The 14414-nt window shown below is 42.8% G+C and carries 16 protein-coding genes and 1 pseudogene; 13 read left to right on the top strand and 4 right to left on the bottom strand.

Annotated features, from left to right (window positions below; genetic code table 11):
• The first annotated feature begins 30 nt into the window (after positions 1 to 30).
• From V6D42_RS14795 to V6D42_RS14750, 10 genes are all read left to right on the top strand, one after another.
• Positions 31 to 237 carry a DUF951 domain-containing protein gene (locus tag V6D42_RS14795; RefSeq protein WP_010332661.1) on the top strand — a complete coding sequence of 69 codons (207 nt, stop codon included), beginning with the start codon at positions 31 to 33 and terminating at the stop codon, positions 235 to 237.
• A gap of 50 nt (positions 238 to 287) precedes the next feature.
• A complete protein-coding gene (locus V6D42_RS14790) occupies positions 288 to 2291 on the top strand; it encodes a molybdopterin-dependent oxidoreductase (RefSeq protein ID WP_333513711.1) in 2004 nt (667 codons plus the stop codon).
• 126 nt (positions 2292 to 2417) lie between these two features.
• Entirely contained in the window at positions 2418 to 3518 is a 1101-nt protein-coding gene (gene ychF / locus V6D42_RS14785) for a redox-regulated ATPase YchF (RefSeq protein WP_010332659.1), read from the top strand.
• A 110-nt stretch (positions 3519 to 3628) separates the two neighbouring features.
• Positions 3629 to 3916: a 30S ribosomal protein S6 gene (rpsF, locus tag V6D42_RS14780; protein WP_010332658.1), complete on the top strand. Its 288-nt coding sequence runs from the start codon at positions 3629 to 3631 to the stop codon at positions 3914 to 3916.
• 40 nt (positions 3917 to 3956) lie between these two features.
• Positions 3957 to 4475, top strand: a complete 519-nt coding sequence (gene ssbA / locus V6D42_RS14775; RefSeq protein ID WP_003219228.1) for a single-stranded DNA-binding protein SsbA — start codon at positions 3957 to 3959, stop codon at positions 4473 to 4475.
• Positions 4476 to 4517: 42 nt separating this feature from the next.
• A complete protein-coding gene (gene rpsR / locus V6D42_RS14770) occupies positions 4518 to 4757 on the top strand; it encodes a 30S ribosomal protein S18 (protein ID WP_003219224.1) in 240 nt (79 codons plus the stop codon).
• A 60-nt stretch (positions 4758 to 4817) separates the two neighbouring features.
• A complete protein-coding gene (gene xth, locus V6D42_RS14765; RefSeq protein WP_333513710.1) occupies positions 4818 to 5576 on the top strand; it encodes an exodeoxyribonuclease III in 759 nt (252 codons plus the stop codon).
• Between the two features lie 58 nt (positions 5577 to 5634).
• Positions 5635 to 6576 carry a LacI family DNA-binding transcriptional regulator gene (locus V6D42_RS14760; protein WP_333513709.1) on the top strand — a complete coding sequence of 314 codons (942 nt, stop codon included), beginning with the start codon at positions 5635 to 5637 and terminating at the stop codon, positions 6574 to 6576.
• Between the two features lie 51 nt (positions 6577 to 6627).
• Complete coding sequence (locus tag V6D42_RS14755; protein ID WP_333513708.1) at positions 6628 to 7008, top strand: VOC family protein; 381 nt, start codon at positions 6628 to 6630, stop codon at positions 7006 to 7008.
• Positions 7009 to 7026: 18 nt separating this feature from the next.
• The gene (locus tag V6D42_RS14750; protein WP_333513707.1) at positions 7027 to 7581 is read left to right on the top strand and encodes a maltose acetyltransferase domain-containing protein; all 555 of its coding nucleotides are present in this window, start codon (positions 7027 to 7029) and stop codon (positions 7579 to 7581) included.
• A gap of 31 nt (positions 7582 to 7612) precedes the next feature.
• On the opposite strand, the gene V6D42_RS14745 is transcribed toward V6D42_RS14750, so the two are convergent.
• The gene (locus tag V6D42_RS14745) at positions 7613 to 8965 is read right to left on the bottom strand and encodes an MFS transporter (protein ID WP_333513706.1); all 1353 of its coding nucleotides are present in this window, start codon (positions 8963 to 8965) and stop codon (positions 7613 to 7615) included.
• A gap of 228 nt (positions 8966 to 9193) precedes the next feature.
• On the opposite strand from V6D42_RS14745, the gene V6D42_RS14740 reads away from it, so the two are divergent.
• Positions 9194 to 10093, top strand: coding sequence for a CPBP family intramembrane glutamic endopeptidase (locus V6D42_RS14740; RefSeq protein WP_333513705.1), 900 nt, complete (start codon positions 9194 to 9196; stop codon positions 10091 to 10093).
• Here V6D42_RS14740 and V6D42_RS14735 read toward each other — a convergent pair.
• Positions 10090 to 12159, bottom strand: coding sequence for a thioredoxin domain-containing protein (locus V6D42_RS14735; RefSeq protein WP_333513704.1), 2070 nt, complete (start codon positions 12157 to 12159; stop codon positions 10090 to 10092). The two genes, V6D42_RS14740 and V6D42_RS14735, sit on opposite strands and share 4 nt — an antisense overlap.
• Before the next feature lie 127 nt (positions 12160 to 12286).
• A complete protein-coding gene (locus V6D42_RS14730) occupies positions 12287 to 12895 on the bottom strand; it encodes a transglutaminase-like domain-containing protein (RefSeq protein ID WP_333513703.1) in 609 nt (202 codons plus the stop codon).
• Between the two features lie 278 nt (positions 12896 to 13173).
• Here V6D42_RS14730 and V6D42_RS14725 point away from each other — a divergent pair, with 278 nt between their 5' ends.
• Positions 13174 to 13374 (top strand): hypothetical protein, encoded by a 201-nt coding sequence (locus V6D42_RS14725; protein WP_326222447.1) that lies wholly within the window; start codon positions 13174 to 13176, stop codon positions 13372 to 13374.
• A 167-nt stretch (positions 13375 to 13541) separates the two neighbouring features.
• Positions 13542 to 14096 carry an adenylate kinase gene (locus tag V6D42_RS14720; protein ID WP_333513702.1) on the top strand — a complete coding sequence of 185 codons (555 nt, stop codon included), beginning with the start codon at positions 13542 to 13544 and terminating at the stop codon, positions 14094 to 14096.
• Positions 14097 to 14161: 65 nt separating this feature from the next.
• Here the strand turns inward: V6D42_RS14720 and V6D42_RS14715 are convergent.
• Positions 14162 to 14272: pseudogene (locus tag V6D42_RS14715) on the bottom strand (DUF255 domain-containing protein); the annotation flags it as partial.
• Positions 14273 to 14414: the final 142 nt, after the last annotated feature.

The following is a 14414-nucleotide window of genomic DNA, read 5'->3' as shown; positions in this document are numbered from 1 at the left end:
TCAGCAGTTTATGAAGAGAGGTGAAGGGTCTTGGCGGATAAAGACTTTGGCCTGAAAGATATTGTAGAAATGAAGAAACCGCACCCATGCGGAGCAAACAGATGGAAAATCATACGTATGGGAATGGATATTCGGATTAAGTGTGAGGGTTGCTCTCACAGTGTGATGATTCCGAGAAAAGAATTTGAAAGAAAAGTAAAAAAAGTACTGGTCAAGCATGAGGAGCCTACTTCATAAAAAGGCTGACACTCATGCTTTTTCATATAGAAGGTAAGGAGAAGACGGCGATGAGCAAAGTGCATCAGTCAGCATGCCCTCTGAATTGCTGGGACAGCTGCGGTTTTGTGGTGACTGTTGATGACGGAAAGGTAACAAAAGTGGACGGAGATCCAACCCATCCGATTACAGAAGGAAAAATCTGCGGCCGCGGCAGAATGCTAGAGACGAAAACAAACTCGCCTGATCGGCTTCGCTATCCGATGAAGAAACAAAATGGTGAGTTTGTGCGGATTTCCTGGAAGCAGGCTCTTGATGAAATTGCCGATAAACTTCGGGACATTAAGGAGACGTCAGAAACAACAGCAGTTTTGCACAGCCATGATTACGCCAATAACGGTTTGTTAAAAGCGCTAGATCAGCGTTTTTTTAATGCGTATGGCGGTGTAACTGAGGTTGTTGGAAGCATTTGCTGGGGCTCCGGTATAGAGGCGCAAAGCTGGGATTTCGGTCGGTCGTATGGGCACGGGCCGCTTGATATTTACAATAGCAAACACGTCGTTGTGTGGGGCAGAAATGTATCAAGGACAAACATGCACCTTTATCACCATTTGCAGCAGGTAAAGAAAAAGGGCGCAACACTGACGGTGATTGATCCGATTTTTAATCCGACTGCAAAACTGGCCGACCGTTATATTTCTGTAAAGCCAGGAATGGATGGCTGGCTTGCCGCGGCTGTTTTGAAGGTTCTGATCGAGACGGGAAGAACGGATGAGGATTTTATTTCTCAGCATTCTGTCGGGTTTGATGATGTGAAAGAGCTTTTGAGTACCGTTTCTTTAGAAGAATTTACTGAGAAAACAGAGACAACGATGGAAGAGCTGGAGTTTCTTGCTGGTCTGTATGCCGATGGCCCTGTGTCTACTTTTATGGGGCTTGGTATGCAGCGGTACAAAAATGGCGGCGGGACGATTCGCTGGATTGATGCGCTTGTTGCGGCAAGCGGAAACGTTGGTATTAAAGGCGGCGGCGCAAATTTTGGCAATGTCCAGGTTGGTGAAAGCTTTGCAAAAACGAAGCTGACACTTCCGGAATTAAAAAAGAAATCACGCTCTTTTTCAATGATGACACAGGCTGAAGAGGTTTTAACCGCTGCTGATCCTGCGATCGAGATGATTATCGTGACATGCGGGAACCCGCTGACTCAGGTGCCAAACACAAATAAAGTAAGAAAAGCATTTGAAAAGGTTCCGGTGACCGTAGCGATTGATTCCATCATGACCGATACGGCAATGCTGTGCGACTATGTTTTGCCGACTGCCACTGTTTTTGAAGAAGAGGATATTTACTATTCTAGTATGTACCATCATTATGTTCAGTATGGGAAGAAGCTGGTGGAACCGCAGGGCGAAGCGAAGCCGGACAGATGGATATGGGCAGAGCTTGCAAAACGCCTTGGGTTTGGAGAGCTTTTTGAACACAGTACTGAAGCATTTTTGGAGATGGGGCTTTCTTCATTGGAGGCTGACGGTGTAACGCTTGAGCGCTTGAAAGAAAAAGGCCACCTCCCGCTTCCGGTCAAACAGGTGCCGTGGGATGACTTTACGTTTCTGACGCCAAGCGGTAAATTTGAGTTTACTTCGTCTTTAGGTGAAGAAAAAGGATTTAGCGGTGTGCTTCAATTAGATGTGCCTGAGGAGTCTGTTTACCATAACGAAGAACTTGCCGAAAAATACCCTTACACGCTTTTGTCCATTCATCCGCAGCGCTCTAATCATTCACAGCATATTCCGTTCATCGAGAAGCTTCAGCACATACAGGTTGATATTTCTTCAGACATAGCGGCTGAGCAGAATCTTCAGGATGGAGACGAGGTTGTCATTTTCAATGATCGGGGCCGTTTGAATGGAAAAGTGAAAGTGATGAAACAGGCTCATCCGAAGACGATAAATATAGATGAAGGCATGTGGGCGGCTTTTGGCGGCTCCGTCAATACGCTGACAAATGATACAAATTCTGATAATGGAATGGGAAGTACGCTTTTTGACTGTTTAGTGGGCTTGAAAAAAGCATAATGAGAGGGTTCAGCAGGCTGAAAATGCTTTTTTGTCAGCTTGTCTTTTCCAGTGAACCTCCTTATAATTGCTCTAGGTTCAAAATACGTTAATGCAATGACGGTTTTATATAGAGGAGATGAAAGAATGGCTTTAACAGCTGGAATTGTCGGTTTGCCGAACGTCGGGAAATCAACATTATTTAACGCAATTACACAGGCCGGTGCCGAATCAGCCAACTACCCGTTCTGTACAATTGATCCGAACGTGGGAATTGTAGAAGTACCGGACGATCGTCTGCAAAAGCTGACTGAGCTTGTCCAACCAAAGAAGACTGTGCCGACTGCTTTTGAATTCACTGATATTGCAGGAATCGTAAAAGGTGCGTCAAAAGGAGAAGGTCTCGGTAACAAATTCCTTTCTCATATTCGCCAAGTTGACGCGATCTGCCACGTTGTCCGTGCTTTTTCTGATGATAATATTACACACGTTTCCGGTAAAGTTGATCCGATTGATGATATCGAAACGATCAATCTTGAGCTGATTCTCGCTGATATGGAAACAGTTGAAAAGCGGATTACACGTGTCAGCAAGCTTGCAAAGCAAAAAGATAAAGAGGCTGTGTTTGAGTTTGACATTTTGTCTAAACTGAAAGAAGCGTTTGAGAATGAAAAGCCTGCTCGTTCTGTTGAGTTTACTGAAGAGCAGCAAAAGCTTGTAAAGCAGCTTCATTTGCTGACGTCAAAGCCTATTTTGTATGTTGCGAACGTAAGTGAAGATGAAGTGGCTGATCCGTCTGGCAATGAATATGTTGCGAAGATTCGTGAATACGCTGCCGGCGAAAACGCAGAAGTTATCGTCGTTTGTGCGAAGATTGAATCCGAAATCGCTGAGCTTGAAGGCGATGAAAAGCAAATGTTCCTTGAAGAGCTGGGTATTGAAGAGTCAGGTCTTGATCAGCTGATTAAAGCATCTTACTCCCTGCTTGGGCTGGCAACCTATTTCACAGCTGGTGAACAGGAAGTCAGAGCTTGGACATTCAAAAAAGGCATGAAGGCCCCTGAATGCGCTGGAATTATTCATAGTGACTTTGAGCGTGGCTTCATTCGCGCTGAAACGGTTGCTTATGAGGATCTTCTTGCGGGCGGCGGCATGGCAGGAGCGAAGGAAGCCGGAAAAGTCCGTCTTGAAGGAAAAGACTACGTGGTAAAAGACGGAGATGTAATTCATTTCCGATTTAATGTATAGGATGCAGTTGTAAAGGGACAAGAGCTTTGGTATAATATAAAATTGTGAGTAATAGAATTATTGCTCCTTGCCCATTACGGGCCGCTTAGTCCAAAAGGAGGTGCAAACAGATGAGAAAGTACGAAGTTATGTACATTATCCGCCCAAACATTGACGATGAGTCTAAAAAAGCAGTTATCGAGCGTTTCAGCAACGTTCTGACTTCTAACGGTGCGGAGATCACTGGAACAAAGGATTGGGGTAAACGTCGTCTTGCTTACGAAATCAACGATTTCCGCGACGGTTTCTACCAAATCGTAAACGTTCAAGCTGATGCTGCGGCAGTTCAAGAATTTGACCGTCTAGCTAAGATCAGTGACGATATCATTCGCCACATTGTTGTTAAAGAAGAAGAATAAGCAATTTTGAAATATATAATGGTAAAAGGTGGTCTTTCTTATGCTTAACCGAGTTGTATTAGTCGGAAGACTGACAAAAGACCCAGAGCTTCGTTATACGCCAAACGGTGCGGCTGTTGCCACGTTTACTCTTGCTGTGAATCGTACATTTACGAACCAGTCTGGAGAACGTGAGGCCGATTTCATTAATTGTGTCACTTGGAGAAGACAAGCCGAAAACGTTGCAAACTTCCTGAAAAAAGGAAGCCTTGCGGGCGTAGATGGCCGTTTACAAACAAGAAACTATGAAAATCAGCAAGGGCAGCGTGTCTTTGTGACCGAGGTCCAAGCTGAAAGTGTTCAATTTCTTGAGCCGAAAAACGGCGGCGGTTCTGGTTCAGGTGGATACAACGAAGGAAACAGCGGCGGAGGCCAGTACTTTGGCGGAGGCCAAAATGATAATCCATTCGGAGGAAATCAAAACAACCAGAGACGCAATCAGGGGAACAGCTTTAATGATGACCCATTTGCCAACGACGGCAAGCCGATTGACATCTCGGATGATGATCTTCCATTCTAATGAGAATATCGCTAAATTGACAAAGAAAGGAGGGAAATGACAATGGCAGGAGGACGCAGAGGCGGTCGTGCGAAGCGCCGTAAAGTGTGTTATTTCACTTCTAACGGCATTACGCACATCGACTACAAAGATGTAGATCTTCTTAAAAAGTTTGTTTCTGAGCGCGGTAAAATTTTACCACGTCGTGTAACTGGAACAAACGCTAAATACCAACGTAAATTGACTGCAGCGATCAAACGCGCACGTCAAATGGCTTTACTTCCATACGTAAGCGGTGAGTAAGCATATACGTAAAGAGCAAGGACCTTCGGGTTCTTGCTCTTTTTTATAGGGGGAGATTAAATGAAGCTCATTTCTTGGAATGTGAATGGCCTGCGGGCTGTCATGAGAAAAATGGATTTCCTCTCTTACTTGAAAGATGAGGATGCCGATATTGTATGTCTGCAGGAGACAAAGATTCAGGACGGCCAAGTGGATCTTGAGCCAGAAGGCTACCACGTATATTGGAACTATGCGGAGAAAAAAGGATATTCCGGCACGGCTGTTTTTTCAAAACAAAAGCCGCAGAACGTCATGTATGGAATCGGAATAGAAGAGCATGATCAAGAGGGCAGAGTGATTACGCTGGAATTTGAAAACGTATATGTGATGACCGTTTACACGCCTAATGCAAAAAGAGGGCTGGAACGCATCGATTACCGTTTACAATGGGAAGAGGCTTTATTAGCGTTTATTCTTGAATTGGACAAGACAAAACCTGTTATCCTCTGCGGTGATTTAAATGTGGCTCATCAGGAAATTGATTTGAAGAATCCAAAAGCAAACCGGAATAACGCGGGTTTTTCTGATCAAGAAAGAGGAGCATTCACTCGCTTCTTGGAAGCCGGCTTTATCGACTCATTCCGTTATTTATATCCTGATCTGGAAGGCGCTTATTCCTGGTGGTCGTATCGTGCGGGGGCCCGGGACAGAAATATCGGCTGGCGTCTGGATTACTTTGTTGTTTCTGAGCGGCTTAAGGGGCAGATTGAAGATGCCAAGATATCAGCACAAGTCTTAGGCTCCGACCATTGTCCTGTTGAACTTAGGATCAATATATGATGTGATAGCAGTAAGGATTGATCCTTACTGCTTTTTTATGATGAAAAAGGAGAAAGAGATGGCAAACATAAAAGAGATTGCGAGATTGGCGAATGTATCTGTTTCGACTGTGTCACGCGTGCTGAATCATCATCCGTACGTGTCTGAAGAAAAAAGGAAGCTGGTGCATCAAGTCATGGAGGAATTAGACTACACACCGAATCGAACTGCGATCGATCTCATTCGCGGCAAGACTCAAACGATCGGTGTAATCCTGCCTTACAGCGATCACCCTTGCTTTGATAAAATCGTAAACGGCATCACAAAGGCGGCATTTAGACATGAATATGCAACAACCCTCCTCCCTACCAACTATAACCCCGACATTGAAATCAAATATTTAGAGCTGTTAAGAATGAAAAAAATAGATGGCCTCATTATTACATCACGAGCCAATCACTGGGACAGTATAATAGCCTATCAAGAATATGGACCGATTATCGCTTGTGAAGACACTAGAGACATGGATATTCCTTGTGCTTACAATGACAGAAAAGCAGCCTACATAGAAAGCTTTCGATATCTAAAGAATCGCGGACATGAGAATATCGCTTTTACTTGCGTGAGAAGCGCCGACAAGAGCCCGAGTACGGCGGATAAAGCAGCGGCTTATCAGGCCGTCTATGGCAGCCTGGAGGACCGCCATATGCTGACCGGCTGCAATCATATGGACGATGGAGAGCAGGCGGGTGCGTATTTCTATACAAGCGGCCGGGCTCCAACGGCTATTTATGCAAACAGTGATGAAGTGGCAGCGGGAATTTATGTATTTGCCAAAAAGAAAGGCTGGAATGTTGAGATCATTGGAGAAGGACATTCCTCTATCAGCCGTGCCCTCTGTTTCCCATCGCTTGACCTGAATCTTGAGCAGCTCGGCACCGCAGCATTTTTGTTATTTTTGCAGGAACATCCCGTAAATATAAAAATTCAGCATCAATTCATGAAAAAAAGCTTGAACTGAAATGCATTTCATCCCTTATAACTTCATTGAAAGACAAAGGAGGAGGAAGATATGCATATTGAGCACACGGCCATCTGGGTCAGAGATTTAGAGCGAATGAGGGCTTTTTATGAAACGTATTTTAATGGCAAAGCCAATTCTCTTTATCATAATGAGAAGAAAGATTTTAAGTCGTATTTTATCACATTTGATTCCGGAGCAAGACTGGAAATCATGAAGAAAGGAGATGTGACTGATCAGCCGTCACAAACGATGACAGGCTGGGCGCATATCGCTTTTTCCACTGGAAGCAAAGAGAATGTTGATGAACTGACAGAAAGGTTAAAGCAGGACGGATTCGCTGTAGCAAGCGGTCCAAGGACGACAGGGGACGGCTACTATGAAAGTGTAATTGAAGATGAGGAAGGAAATCTAATAGAGATTACAATTTAACATCTTGGAGTGAATTGAATGCCGACAGAAAAAGAAAAAATGGCAGCCGGAGAATTATACAACTCGGAAGACCGTGAATTATCACTAGAGCGAAAACATGCGAGAAATCTGATTAAACAATATAACGAATCACCAGAAGACGAGTCCGTGCGAACGCAGCTTTTGAAGAATCTGCTTGGTTCGATCGGTGATCATGTCACCATTTTGCCGACATTCCGCTGTGATTACGGCTATCACATTCATATGGGGGATCGTACATTTGTTAATTTTGACTGTGTCATTCTTGATGTGTGTGAAGTTCGTATAGGATGTGATTGTTTGATTGCTCCGGGGGTGCATATCTACACGGCTGGTCACCCTCTCGACCCGCTTGTTAGGAAGTCGGGGAAGGAATTCGGTAAGCCTGTTACAATTGGAGACAATGTTTGGATTGGGGGGCGGGCAGTGATAAACCCGGGAGTGACAATCGGCGATAATGCGGTGATTGCTTCGGGTTCCGTAGTGACAAAGGATGTGCCTGCGAATACGGTTGTAGGGGGAAACCCTGCGAGAAAGCTTAAGGAATTGAATTGAAATCAGTGCGGTTAAACGCCGCACTGACTTTTTATATCTGCTTGGCATTCGTATTGGGGCCGAAGCAGATTAACAAAATGGAGCATGCGAGCCAGCAGCCGCCTATAAAGAAAAAGACGCTGACATAACCGAGCTGAACGGCGATAAAACCGACGAGCAATGATCCGAAGATGTTCGAAAACCGCCCGAGCCCATAGGCTAAACCACTGCCTGACGAGCGATACTCTGTTGGAAAAGGCTCAGATGTATAGGCATATAAGTTTGATGTGAAAACCCGTTCCGTAATATTGACGATGAAACCAAACACGATAATCATGATGGGAATGAAGGTCATGCCATATAAAAGACCTGCGATGGCAGTCAGAAACGCACTGGCGGCCAAGATCCATTTTCTCTGGAATTTTTCAGAAATCATTGAACCCAGCAACGCGCCGAGCGGAGCGCCGACCGAGTGCAATACGTTATACCATAATGTATTTTCCATTGTGACCCCGTTGCTTTTTAGCAAGCTAGGGACCCAAGAGGCAAAGCCGTAGAATCCAAAGGTTTCAAAAATCCATACCGCGGATAACACAATGGTTATTCTAAGGTTTCTCCCCTTTAATAATCCCGCGTAACCTGCATGTTGAACTTGTCCGCTTGCGGTTTGCGGCGCCGGAGAAGAAAGCGGGCCTTTTTCTTTTTCAACGCTTGCTTCAATCCTTTTCAGGATGGCATCGGCCTTTTCATATTCACCGCGATTTTCATGCCAGCGGGGTGATTCCTCCAGCCGCCGAATAAAGAAAAAATAAATAAGACCAACAGCGCCCCATACAAAGACAAGTCTCCATCCCCAAGAGCCGAGCGGAATGACAAAGGCTGATACGATATTGGTGATCGGAACGCCAATCAATCCGATCATGGCACAGAAAGAAATATATTTTCCGCGAACACTGGATGGGAAAAATTCTGCTAAATAGCTATTGGTGATGACCATGGCAGCTGCGACGCCAAACCCAGTGAGGAAACGAAACGCCATTAAGGATGGGATGTCCCAAGCCGCGGCGTTACATAACGATGCGATTGAAAAAACGAAGACAAATAGGTTCAAGGCTTTTTTTCGGCCGATTCGATCTGAAAGCCGTCCCCCAAGTGATGCTCCCAAAAACATGCCCAAAAACGAAGCAGCCGTTACATTGGCAATGGTTGAAAGCTGGATGCCCCAATGCTCGATCAGTGCCGGTGCTACATTGCTGAGGGTAAATAAATCCGCAAGATCAAAGAAGTAAACAATGCCGAGAGCGGTTAATACTTGGAAGTGGACACGTGAAATCGGGAGGCGGTCTAAACGGTTTGCCGCGTTTGAAAAAGGATGTGTATGTTTCTGTTTGACGCCCGTATTCATAAAAAACCCCCTTTTTTAATAGCGGGAGAAAGACTGAACATTCCCCTCTTGGCATTATTATAAGTATCTTGATTCATTGGGGACAGAGTTCAAATCACTAGATGGAAGAACTAAATTCACACTTTTCGCCTTAATTTTGCTTAAAAGATTTCCAAAACAGTAGATTAATAGACCAAATTATGCAAATATATAGTAATATTCTCATGGAAAGGAAGAGTCATCGAAGGAATGAATTCATTTATCCGTCCTCTAGAAGGAAACAATACATTGTGGAGATATTTTTTCTCCTTTTTGGTGATGGTTGGCTTATTCTTGTTTGGAAGCATTGTTTATGTCTTTATGATGTTATTGACTGCACTTTTAAGTCCAAATATCGCGTTTGATGTGGATACAGGTATGTTAACCGATTCTTTGGCTGATCTGTTTTTAACTCATATCGTTTATGTATTTGCGATCCCAGGGGTTTGGCTGGCGGTGCGCTTTATCCTGAAACGTCCGTTTCGGTCAGTCATTACACCGCATGCAAAAATCAGCTGGCGCAGCATTTTCTTTGGCTTTATCGCTTATTTCTTGCTGATGGCAGTGGTTCAAGGGATTGATTATGCGATTCATCCGGCGAAATACACTTTTCAGGATTTTGACGCCTCTCGTTTTCTGTGGCTGCTTGTGGCATCTCTGTTATTGGTGCCGCTCCAGACTTCTGCGGAAGAACTGTTTTTCAGGGGATTTTTATTGCAGGCTTTTGGAAAAGTAATAAAGAACCCTTTTGTATTGACGCTGATTGTCGGCAGTCTATTTGGGGCTGTACACTTTGGCAATCCTGAAATGAATAATAGCGCTTTTTGGGCAGGCATTGAGTATGTAACGATTGGGATTCTTTTAACGTATTATACGGTTAAAACAGGCAGCCTTGAAATTTCACTTGGTGTGCATGCCGCGAATAATATGTTTTTATGTCTTTTTATTACTGAAAAAAACAGTGTATATGGAGATATTCCTTCATTATTCGCCATCACACGGGGAAATCCGATGTGGGAGACTTTCTTTACGGTTGTCATTAATCTTTTATTTGCATTTATCGTTGTACAATACCATAAGAGATCAAAAAGAAAGCAGCAAGGTGTTTAATCCCTGCTGCTTTTTAATGTTTCTAAGGCTTCTTCGATGTCTGTTGTCGGCTGCTGGCAGGCGAAATTTTCACAAATATACACGGTTGTTTGATCGTCTATGATGCGATAGTCAGCCGCGAATGGCGCAATGCCTTTGCACTGGTCGGGATGTTCTGCCACCAGGATGGAATCGTTTGGAATAAAGGCCTTTTGAAGCGCACTTGTGATTTGTTTTCTGTCTGGATCGTCCGGGCGCCCAAAAATCACAATTTCCTTTTTAGGCGTCATCTGTTTTAACACACTTTGCATAAAGAAAGAGTGGCCGCTCGGGTATGCCTCGATTTCAGGCTTGAACACGGAAAACATCGTTTCGGCTTTTTCAATCAGCGACAAATCGCCTGTGACTTGCCCGAGGCGCAGGAGCTGAACGGCTGCCACGCTGTTTCCTGAAGGCACGGCGCCATCGTACACTTCTTTTTCTCTGACAATTAATGCTTCTGCATCGTGTCCGGTAAAGAAGAACCCCCCATGCTCCTCATCCCAAAACAAATCGATCATATCGTTTGACAGCTTCTTCGCTTTTTCTAAATATGATAGATCAAAAGAGGCTTCATAGAGATCGAGATAAGCCCATAGGAGAAAGGCATAATCGTCGATAAATCCTTTGTTTTTCACTTCGCCGTCGCGATACCGAACCATCACCCGGCCGTCGATGATTACATTGTTTTCAATAAAGGTGATAGCGTCTTCAGCCAAGCTGAGGTATTGGGGTTCCTGGAATACCTTTGCCGCTTTAGCGAGACCCGCAATCATCAGTGCGTTCCATGACGTCAGCACCTTATCATCAACATGCGGATATGTTCTTTCTTCACGCGTCTTTAACAGCTTCAGTCTTGCATCTTCAAGCTTGCGGCTGAGTTCTTCTTCGGTTAAGCCGCTATCCGCTTTGATTTGTTCACGCTTGGTGTGAATGAGATTGGGAATGTTTTTGCCCTCAAAGTTGCCTTTTTCTGTGATGTCATACACGCTGCAATAGAGCGTGCCGAGATCCTCTCCGAGCGTCTTCAAGATCTCTTCTTTTGACCACACGTAGTATTTTCCTTCTTCGCCTTCTGTATCCGCGTCTAAAGCGGAGAAAAAGCTTCCGTCTTCATGGGTCATTTCCCGTTGAATGAACGTAATGATCTGCTCACAAATGTCTTTGTACCGGCTGTTTTGCGTGACTTGATAAGCTTCAGTATAAGCTGTCAGCAGCAACGCATTGTCATACAGCATTTTTTCAAAGTGAGGGACGAGCCACTCATCATCGGTCGAATAGCGGGCAAACCCATAGCCAATATGGTCATAAATGCCTCCATTTGCCATGCTGTCCAGTGTTTTCGTGACGTTGTACAAAGCGTTTTCCTGCCCCGTCGTGTGATAATAACGAAGAAAATACATGAGCATATGAGGCATAGGAAATTTCGGCGCCTGCCCGAAGCCGCCGTAGATTGTATCGAAACCATTGGCAAGCTGCTGGAATGTCCGGTGGATCGCTGATTCGCTCAACCCCTCGCTTGTTTTAGCTGCTGTTTTTGTCTGTAAATGGTTAGCGGCGTTTTCTGCAATATCCTCGACATGCTCACGATCATTCGCAAACGTTTCAGAAAGATGCTCAAGCACATCAACAAAACCGGGACGATTGAATTTGCTCGTCTTTGGAAAATATGTACCCGCGTAAAACGGCTTCTGATCAGGCGTGATAAACACATTCAGCGGCCAGCCGCCTTGCCCGGTCATCAGCTGGCAGATTCTCATATAAACAGAATCGACATCAGGGCGCTCTTCCCGATCCACTTTAATCGCAACAAAACGTTCGTTAAGAAGGCGCGCAATTTCCTCGTCCTCAAAGCTTTCATGAGCCATAACGTGGCACCAATGACAAGTCGAATAACCGATGCTGACCAGAACCGGCTTGTTTTCGTGTTTCGCTTTTTCGAAGGCTTCTTCTCCCCACGGGAACCAGTCCACAGGGTTGTGGGCGTGTTGGAGTAAATATGGAGACTTCTCAGCGATTAATCTATTGGGTTTATTGTTAGTGGGCATGGGATCACCTTCTTTCATAAAACAAAAGATCATTTCGAATTTATTTTTCCATAATATAATGGATTTTATTCTTTTATGATTTTGTGAGAGGCTTCATTAAGTATATAAGAGGAATTCTTATAAACAATTATATCCTTTCGGGTAAATGATGTTTATACATCTCGATTGCATTTTTATGTTCTTTTAAAACTGCAATTGTTTTTGGATGTGGTCTTACATAAATCAAAGGATAGTCGATTTCATCAAATTCTTGTCGAATAGGGAAAGCTAATCTCTCTTTATCAAGTGAAAATTGAGCGTCAATACCTACTTTATTGCCGCGAGAATCTAATCGAATCCATTTATTAAGAGAATGAAAAAATACAGCATTTAATGCGTGAATACAATATCCTTTATCTGGCGTATTAAACAACATTAAACGCTGATAACAAAAGCCTGCTGGTATTCCTTGTGAGCGCAATAGGGCAGCTAATAGGTTCGACTTTGCATAGCAAATTCCCTCTTTAAAGGTTAATACTTCTGAAGCATTACAAGTAACTCGTTTTGATTGAACATCCCAAGTATGGGAAATTTCATCTCGAACAAATTCATAAGCTATTTTTACTTTTTCTATTTCTGTCTGCAAAGGATTGAAAAGTTCATTTGATTTTGCTCGAATAATAGGATTAGAATAATCAATCTCAGCTAGTTCACATAGATAATCATCCAATTTTTTGGATTTGCAAGTCAAATTCATTACGGTCACTCCCTCCCCTCTATATTTTAACGAATGATAATACTTAAGAAAGGTAACAACTAAGATTGTAATACGCATATTGGTAGAGTGTATAGAAAAGATGTATCAAAAATTATGATTAGTTTTCTGTCTAAAAAATATGTAGTGGCACCAAACGAAAGTCATAATTTACATATTTTCTTGAGGGACTTTATTATTTCGAAACCTTTTGTCAATTGATAACGTAGACTTCTAATAAAACATAAAGTTTTGTTATTGATTATGAAAGGAATGTTAAAATGGAATACATCTATAAGGAAAAGAAAAATGGAAATCGTATAATATCAATCAGAGATAAATGGGAGAATGCACTTATTGAGTTTGAGCAAAAAGGTAATCAAATTGATATAGTGATCAATTATCGTAACGAGAAAACAACTAAGTTTTCGTTGCCAATCGAGACTTTTGAGAGAGTGTATCATGATATTAAAAATAAGTAGGAGAGACAGATAATAATTCAATTTGAAAGATTAAATTGTTTGTAAAAATATAGATAGTATGGAGTCATTAAAGGATCAATACTGGCTATTTTAACAGACATGGCACCAAATACAGGTTATTTCAGAGATCGCTTTTTGAAATTATTTTCATTTAGGAGAGATGAAGTATGCTATATCTTATTGGTGGTTCTTCAAGGAGTGGGAAGACAACTACAGCAAAAAGAATGTTAGCAGAGTCAGGAATTCCTTATTTCTCATTAGACTATTTAATGATGGGGGCCGCGAATGGGGTACCAGAAATGGGAATTAACCCGACTAATGGTGATTTCAATAATGGACAACGGCTTTGGAAAATAATTAATCCTTTGATGACAGCTATGGTTGAGAACAAAGTAGATTACATAATAGAAGGTGTACAGTTAATACCTAGTTACATATCAAAGTTTGAGCAACGCTATTCAGGGAATGTTAAAACCTGTTTTATAGGAATAGCAGAAATAGATATAGAAAATAGTGTGGAAGAGATGAAATTTCACTCCAGTATGACCGAAAATGACGGACTGAGAAATCTAGATCACCTTCAGATCAAATCAGAATTAGAAAGGATAAAAACAGATAGTATTCGAATAAAAGAGGAATGCCAAAAATATAATCTTCAATACTTCGAAAGCTCCTTAAATTTTAATAAAACTATAGAAACAATAATCTCTTTTCTCATTTAACGATGAATGTAGCAAAGTAAGTTGGCTGCATGTGGAAACACTAGCAGGTTATGTGTAGCTATACGAACTTGACACCAATGGCAAGTCGCATAACCGATGCTGACCAGAACCGGCTTGTTTTCGCGTTTTGCTTTTTCGAAGGCTTCTTCTCCCCAAGGGTACCAGTCAACGGGGTTTTTTAATTATGTTAATGAAGGAAGACACCGTCCTTTTCAGTTTTCTTTTCTTTTATTACAGGAGAATGGATATTTTTAGCTCTGTTAAATTTGATGTTGATAATTCCATAGTATTAAGGGGAACCCATTATTTATGGACGGC

Source organism: Bacillus sp. 0909A (assembly GCF_036765115.1).
Lineage (GTDB): Bacteria > Bacillota > Bacilli > Bacillales > Bacillaceae > Bacillus > Bacillus mojavensis.
This window is presented reverse-complemented; position numbering and strand designations above follow the sequence as displayed.

Excerpts from the sequence above, each read along its gene's own strand:
- V6D42_RS14790 (WP_333513711.1), top strand. The coding sequence starts at position 288 with ATGAGCAAAGTGCATCAGTCAGCATGCCCTCTGAATTGCTGGGACAGC.
- ychF (WP_010332659.1), top strand. The coding sequence starts at position 2,418 with ATGGCTTTAACAGCTGGAATTGTCGGTTTGCCGAACGTCGGGAAATCA.
- rpsF (WP_010332658.1), top strand. The coding sequence starts at position 3,629 with ATGAGAAAGTACGAAGTTATGTACATTATCCGCCCAAACATTGACGAT.
- ssbA (WP_003219228.1), top strand. The coding sequence starts at position 3,957 with ATGCTTAACCGAGTTGTATTAGTCGGAAGACTGACAAAAGACCCAGAG.
- rpsR (WP_003219224.1), top strand. The coding sequence starts at position 4,518 with ATGGCAGGAGGACGCAGAGGCGGTCGTGCGAAGCGCCGTAAAGTGTGT.
- xth (WP_333513710.1), top strand. The coding sequence starts at position 4,818 with ATGAAGCTCATTTCTTGGAATGTGAATGGCCTGCGGGCTGTCATGAGA.
- V6D42_RS14760 (WP_333513709.1), top strand. The coding sequence starts at position 5,635 with ATGGCAAACATAAAAGAGATTGCGAGATTGGCGAATGTATCTGTTTCG.
- V6D42_RS14755 (WP_333513708.1), top strand. The coding sequence starts at position 6,628 with ATGCATATTGAGCACACGGCCATCTGGGTCAGAGATTTAGAGCGAATG.
- V6D42_RS14750 (WP_333513707.1), top strand. The coding sequence starts at position 7,027 with ATGCCGACAGAAAAAGAAAAAATGGCAGCCGGAGAATTATACAACTCG.
- V6D42_RS14745 (WP_333513706.1), bottom strand. The coding sequence starts at position 8,965 with ATGAATACGGGCGTCAAACAGAAACATACACATCCTTTTTCAAACGCG.
- V6D42_RS14740 (WP_333513705.1), top strand. The coding sequence starts at position 9,194 with ATGAATTCATTTATCCGTCCTCTAGAAGGAAACAATACATTGTGGAGA.
- V6D42_RS14735 (WP_333513704.1), bottom strand. The coding sequence starts at position 12,159 with ATGCCCACTAACAATAAACCCAATAGATTAATCGCTGAGAAGTCTCCA.
- V6D42_RS14730 (WP_333513703.1), bottom strand. The coding sequence starts at position 12,895 with ATGAATTTGACTTGCAAATCCAAAAAATTGGATGATTATCTATGTGAA.
- V6D42_RS14725 (WP_326222447.1), top strand. The coding sequence starts at position 13,174 with ATGGAATACATCTATAAGGAAAAGAAAAATGGAAATCGTATAATATCA.
- V6D42_RS14720 (WP_333513702.1), top strand. The coding sequence starts at position 13,542 with ATGCTATATCTTATTGGTGGTTCTTCAAGGAGTGGGAAGACAACTACA.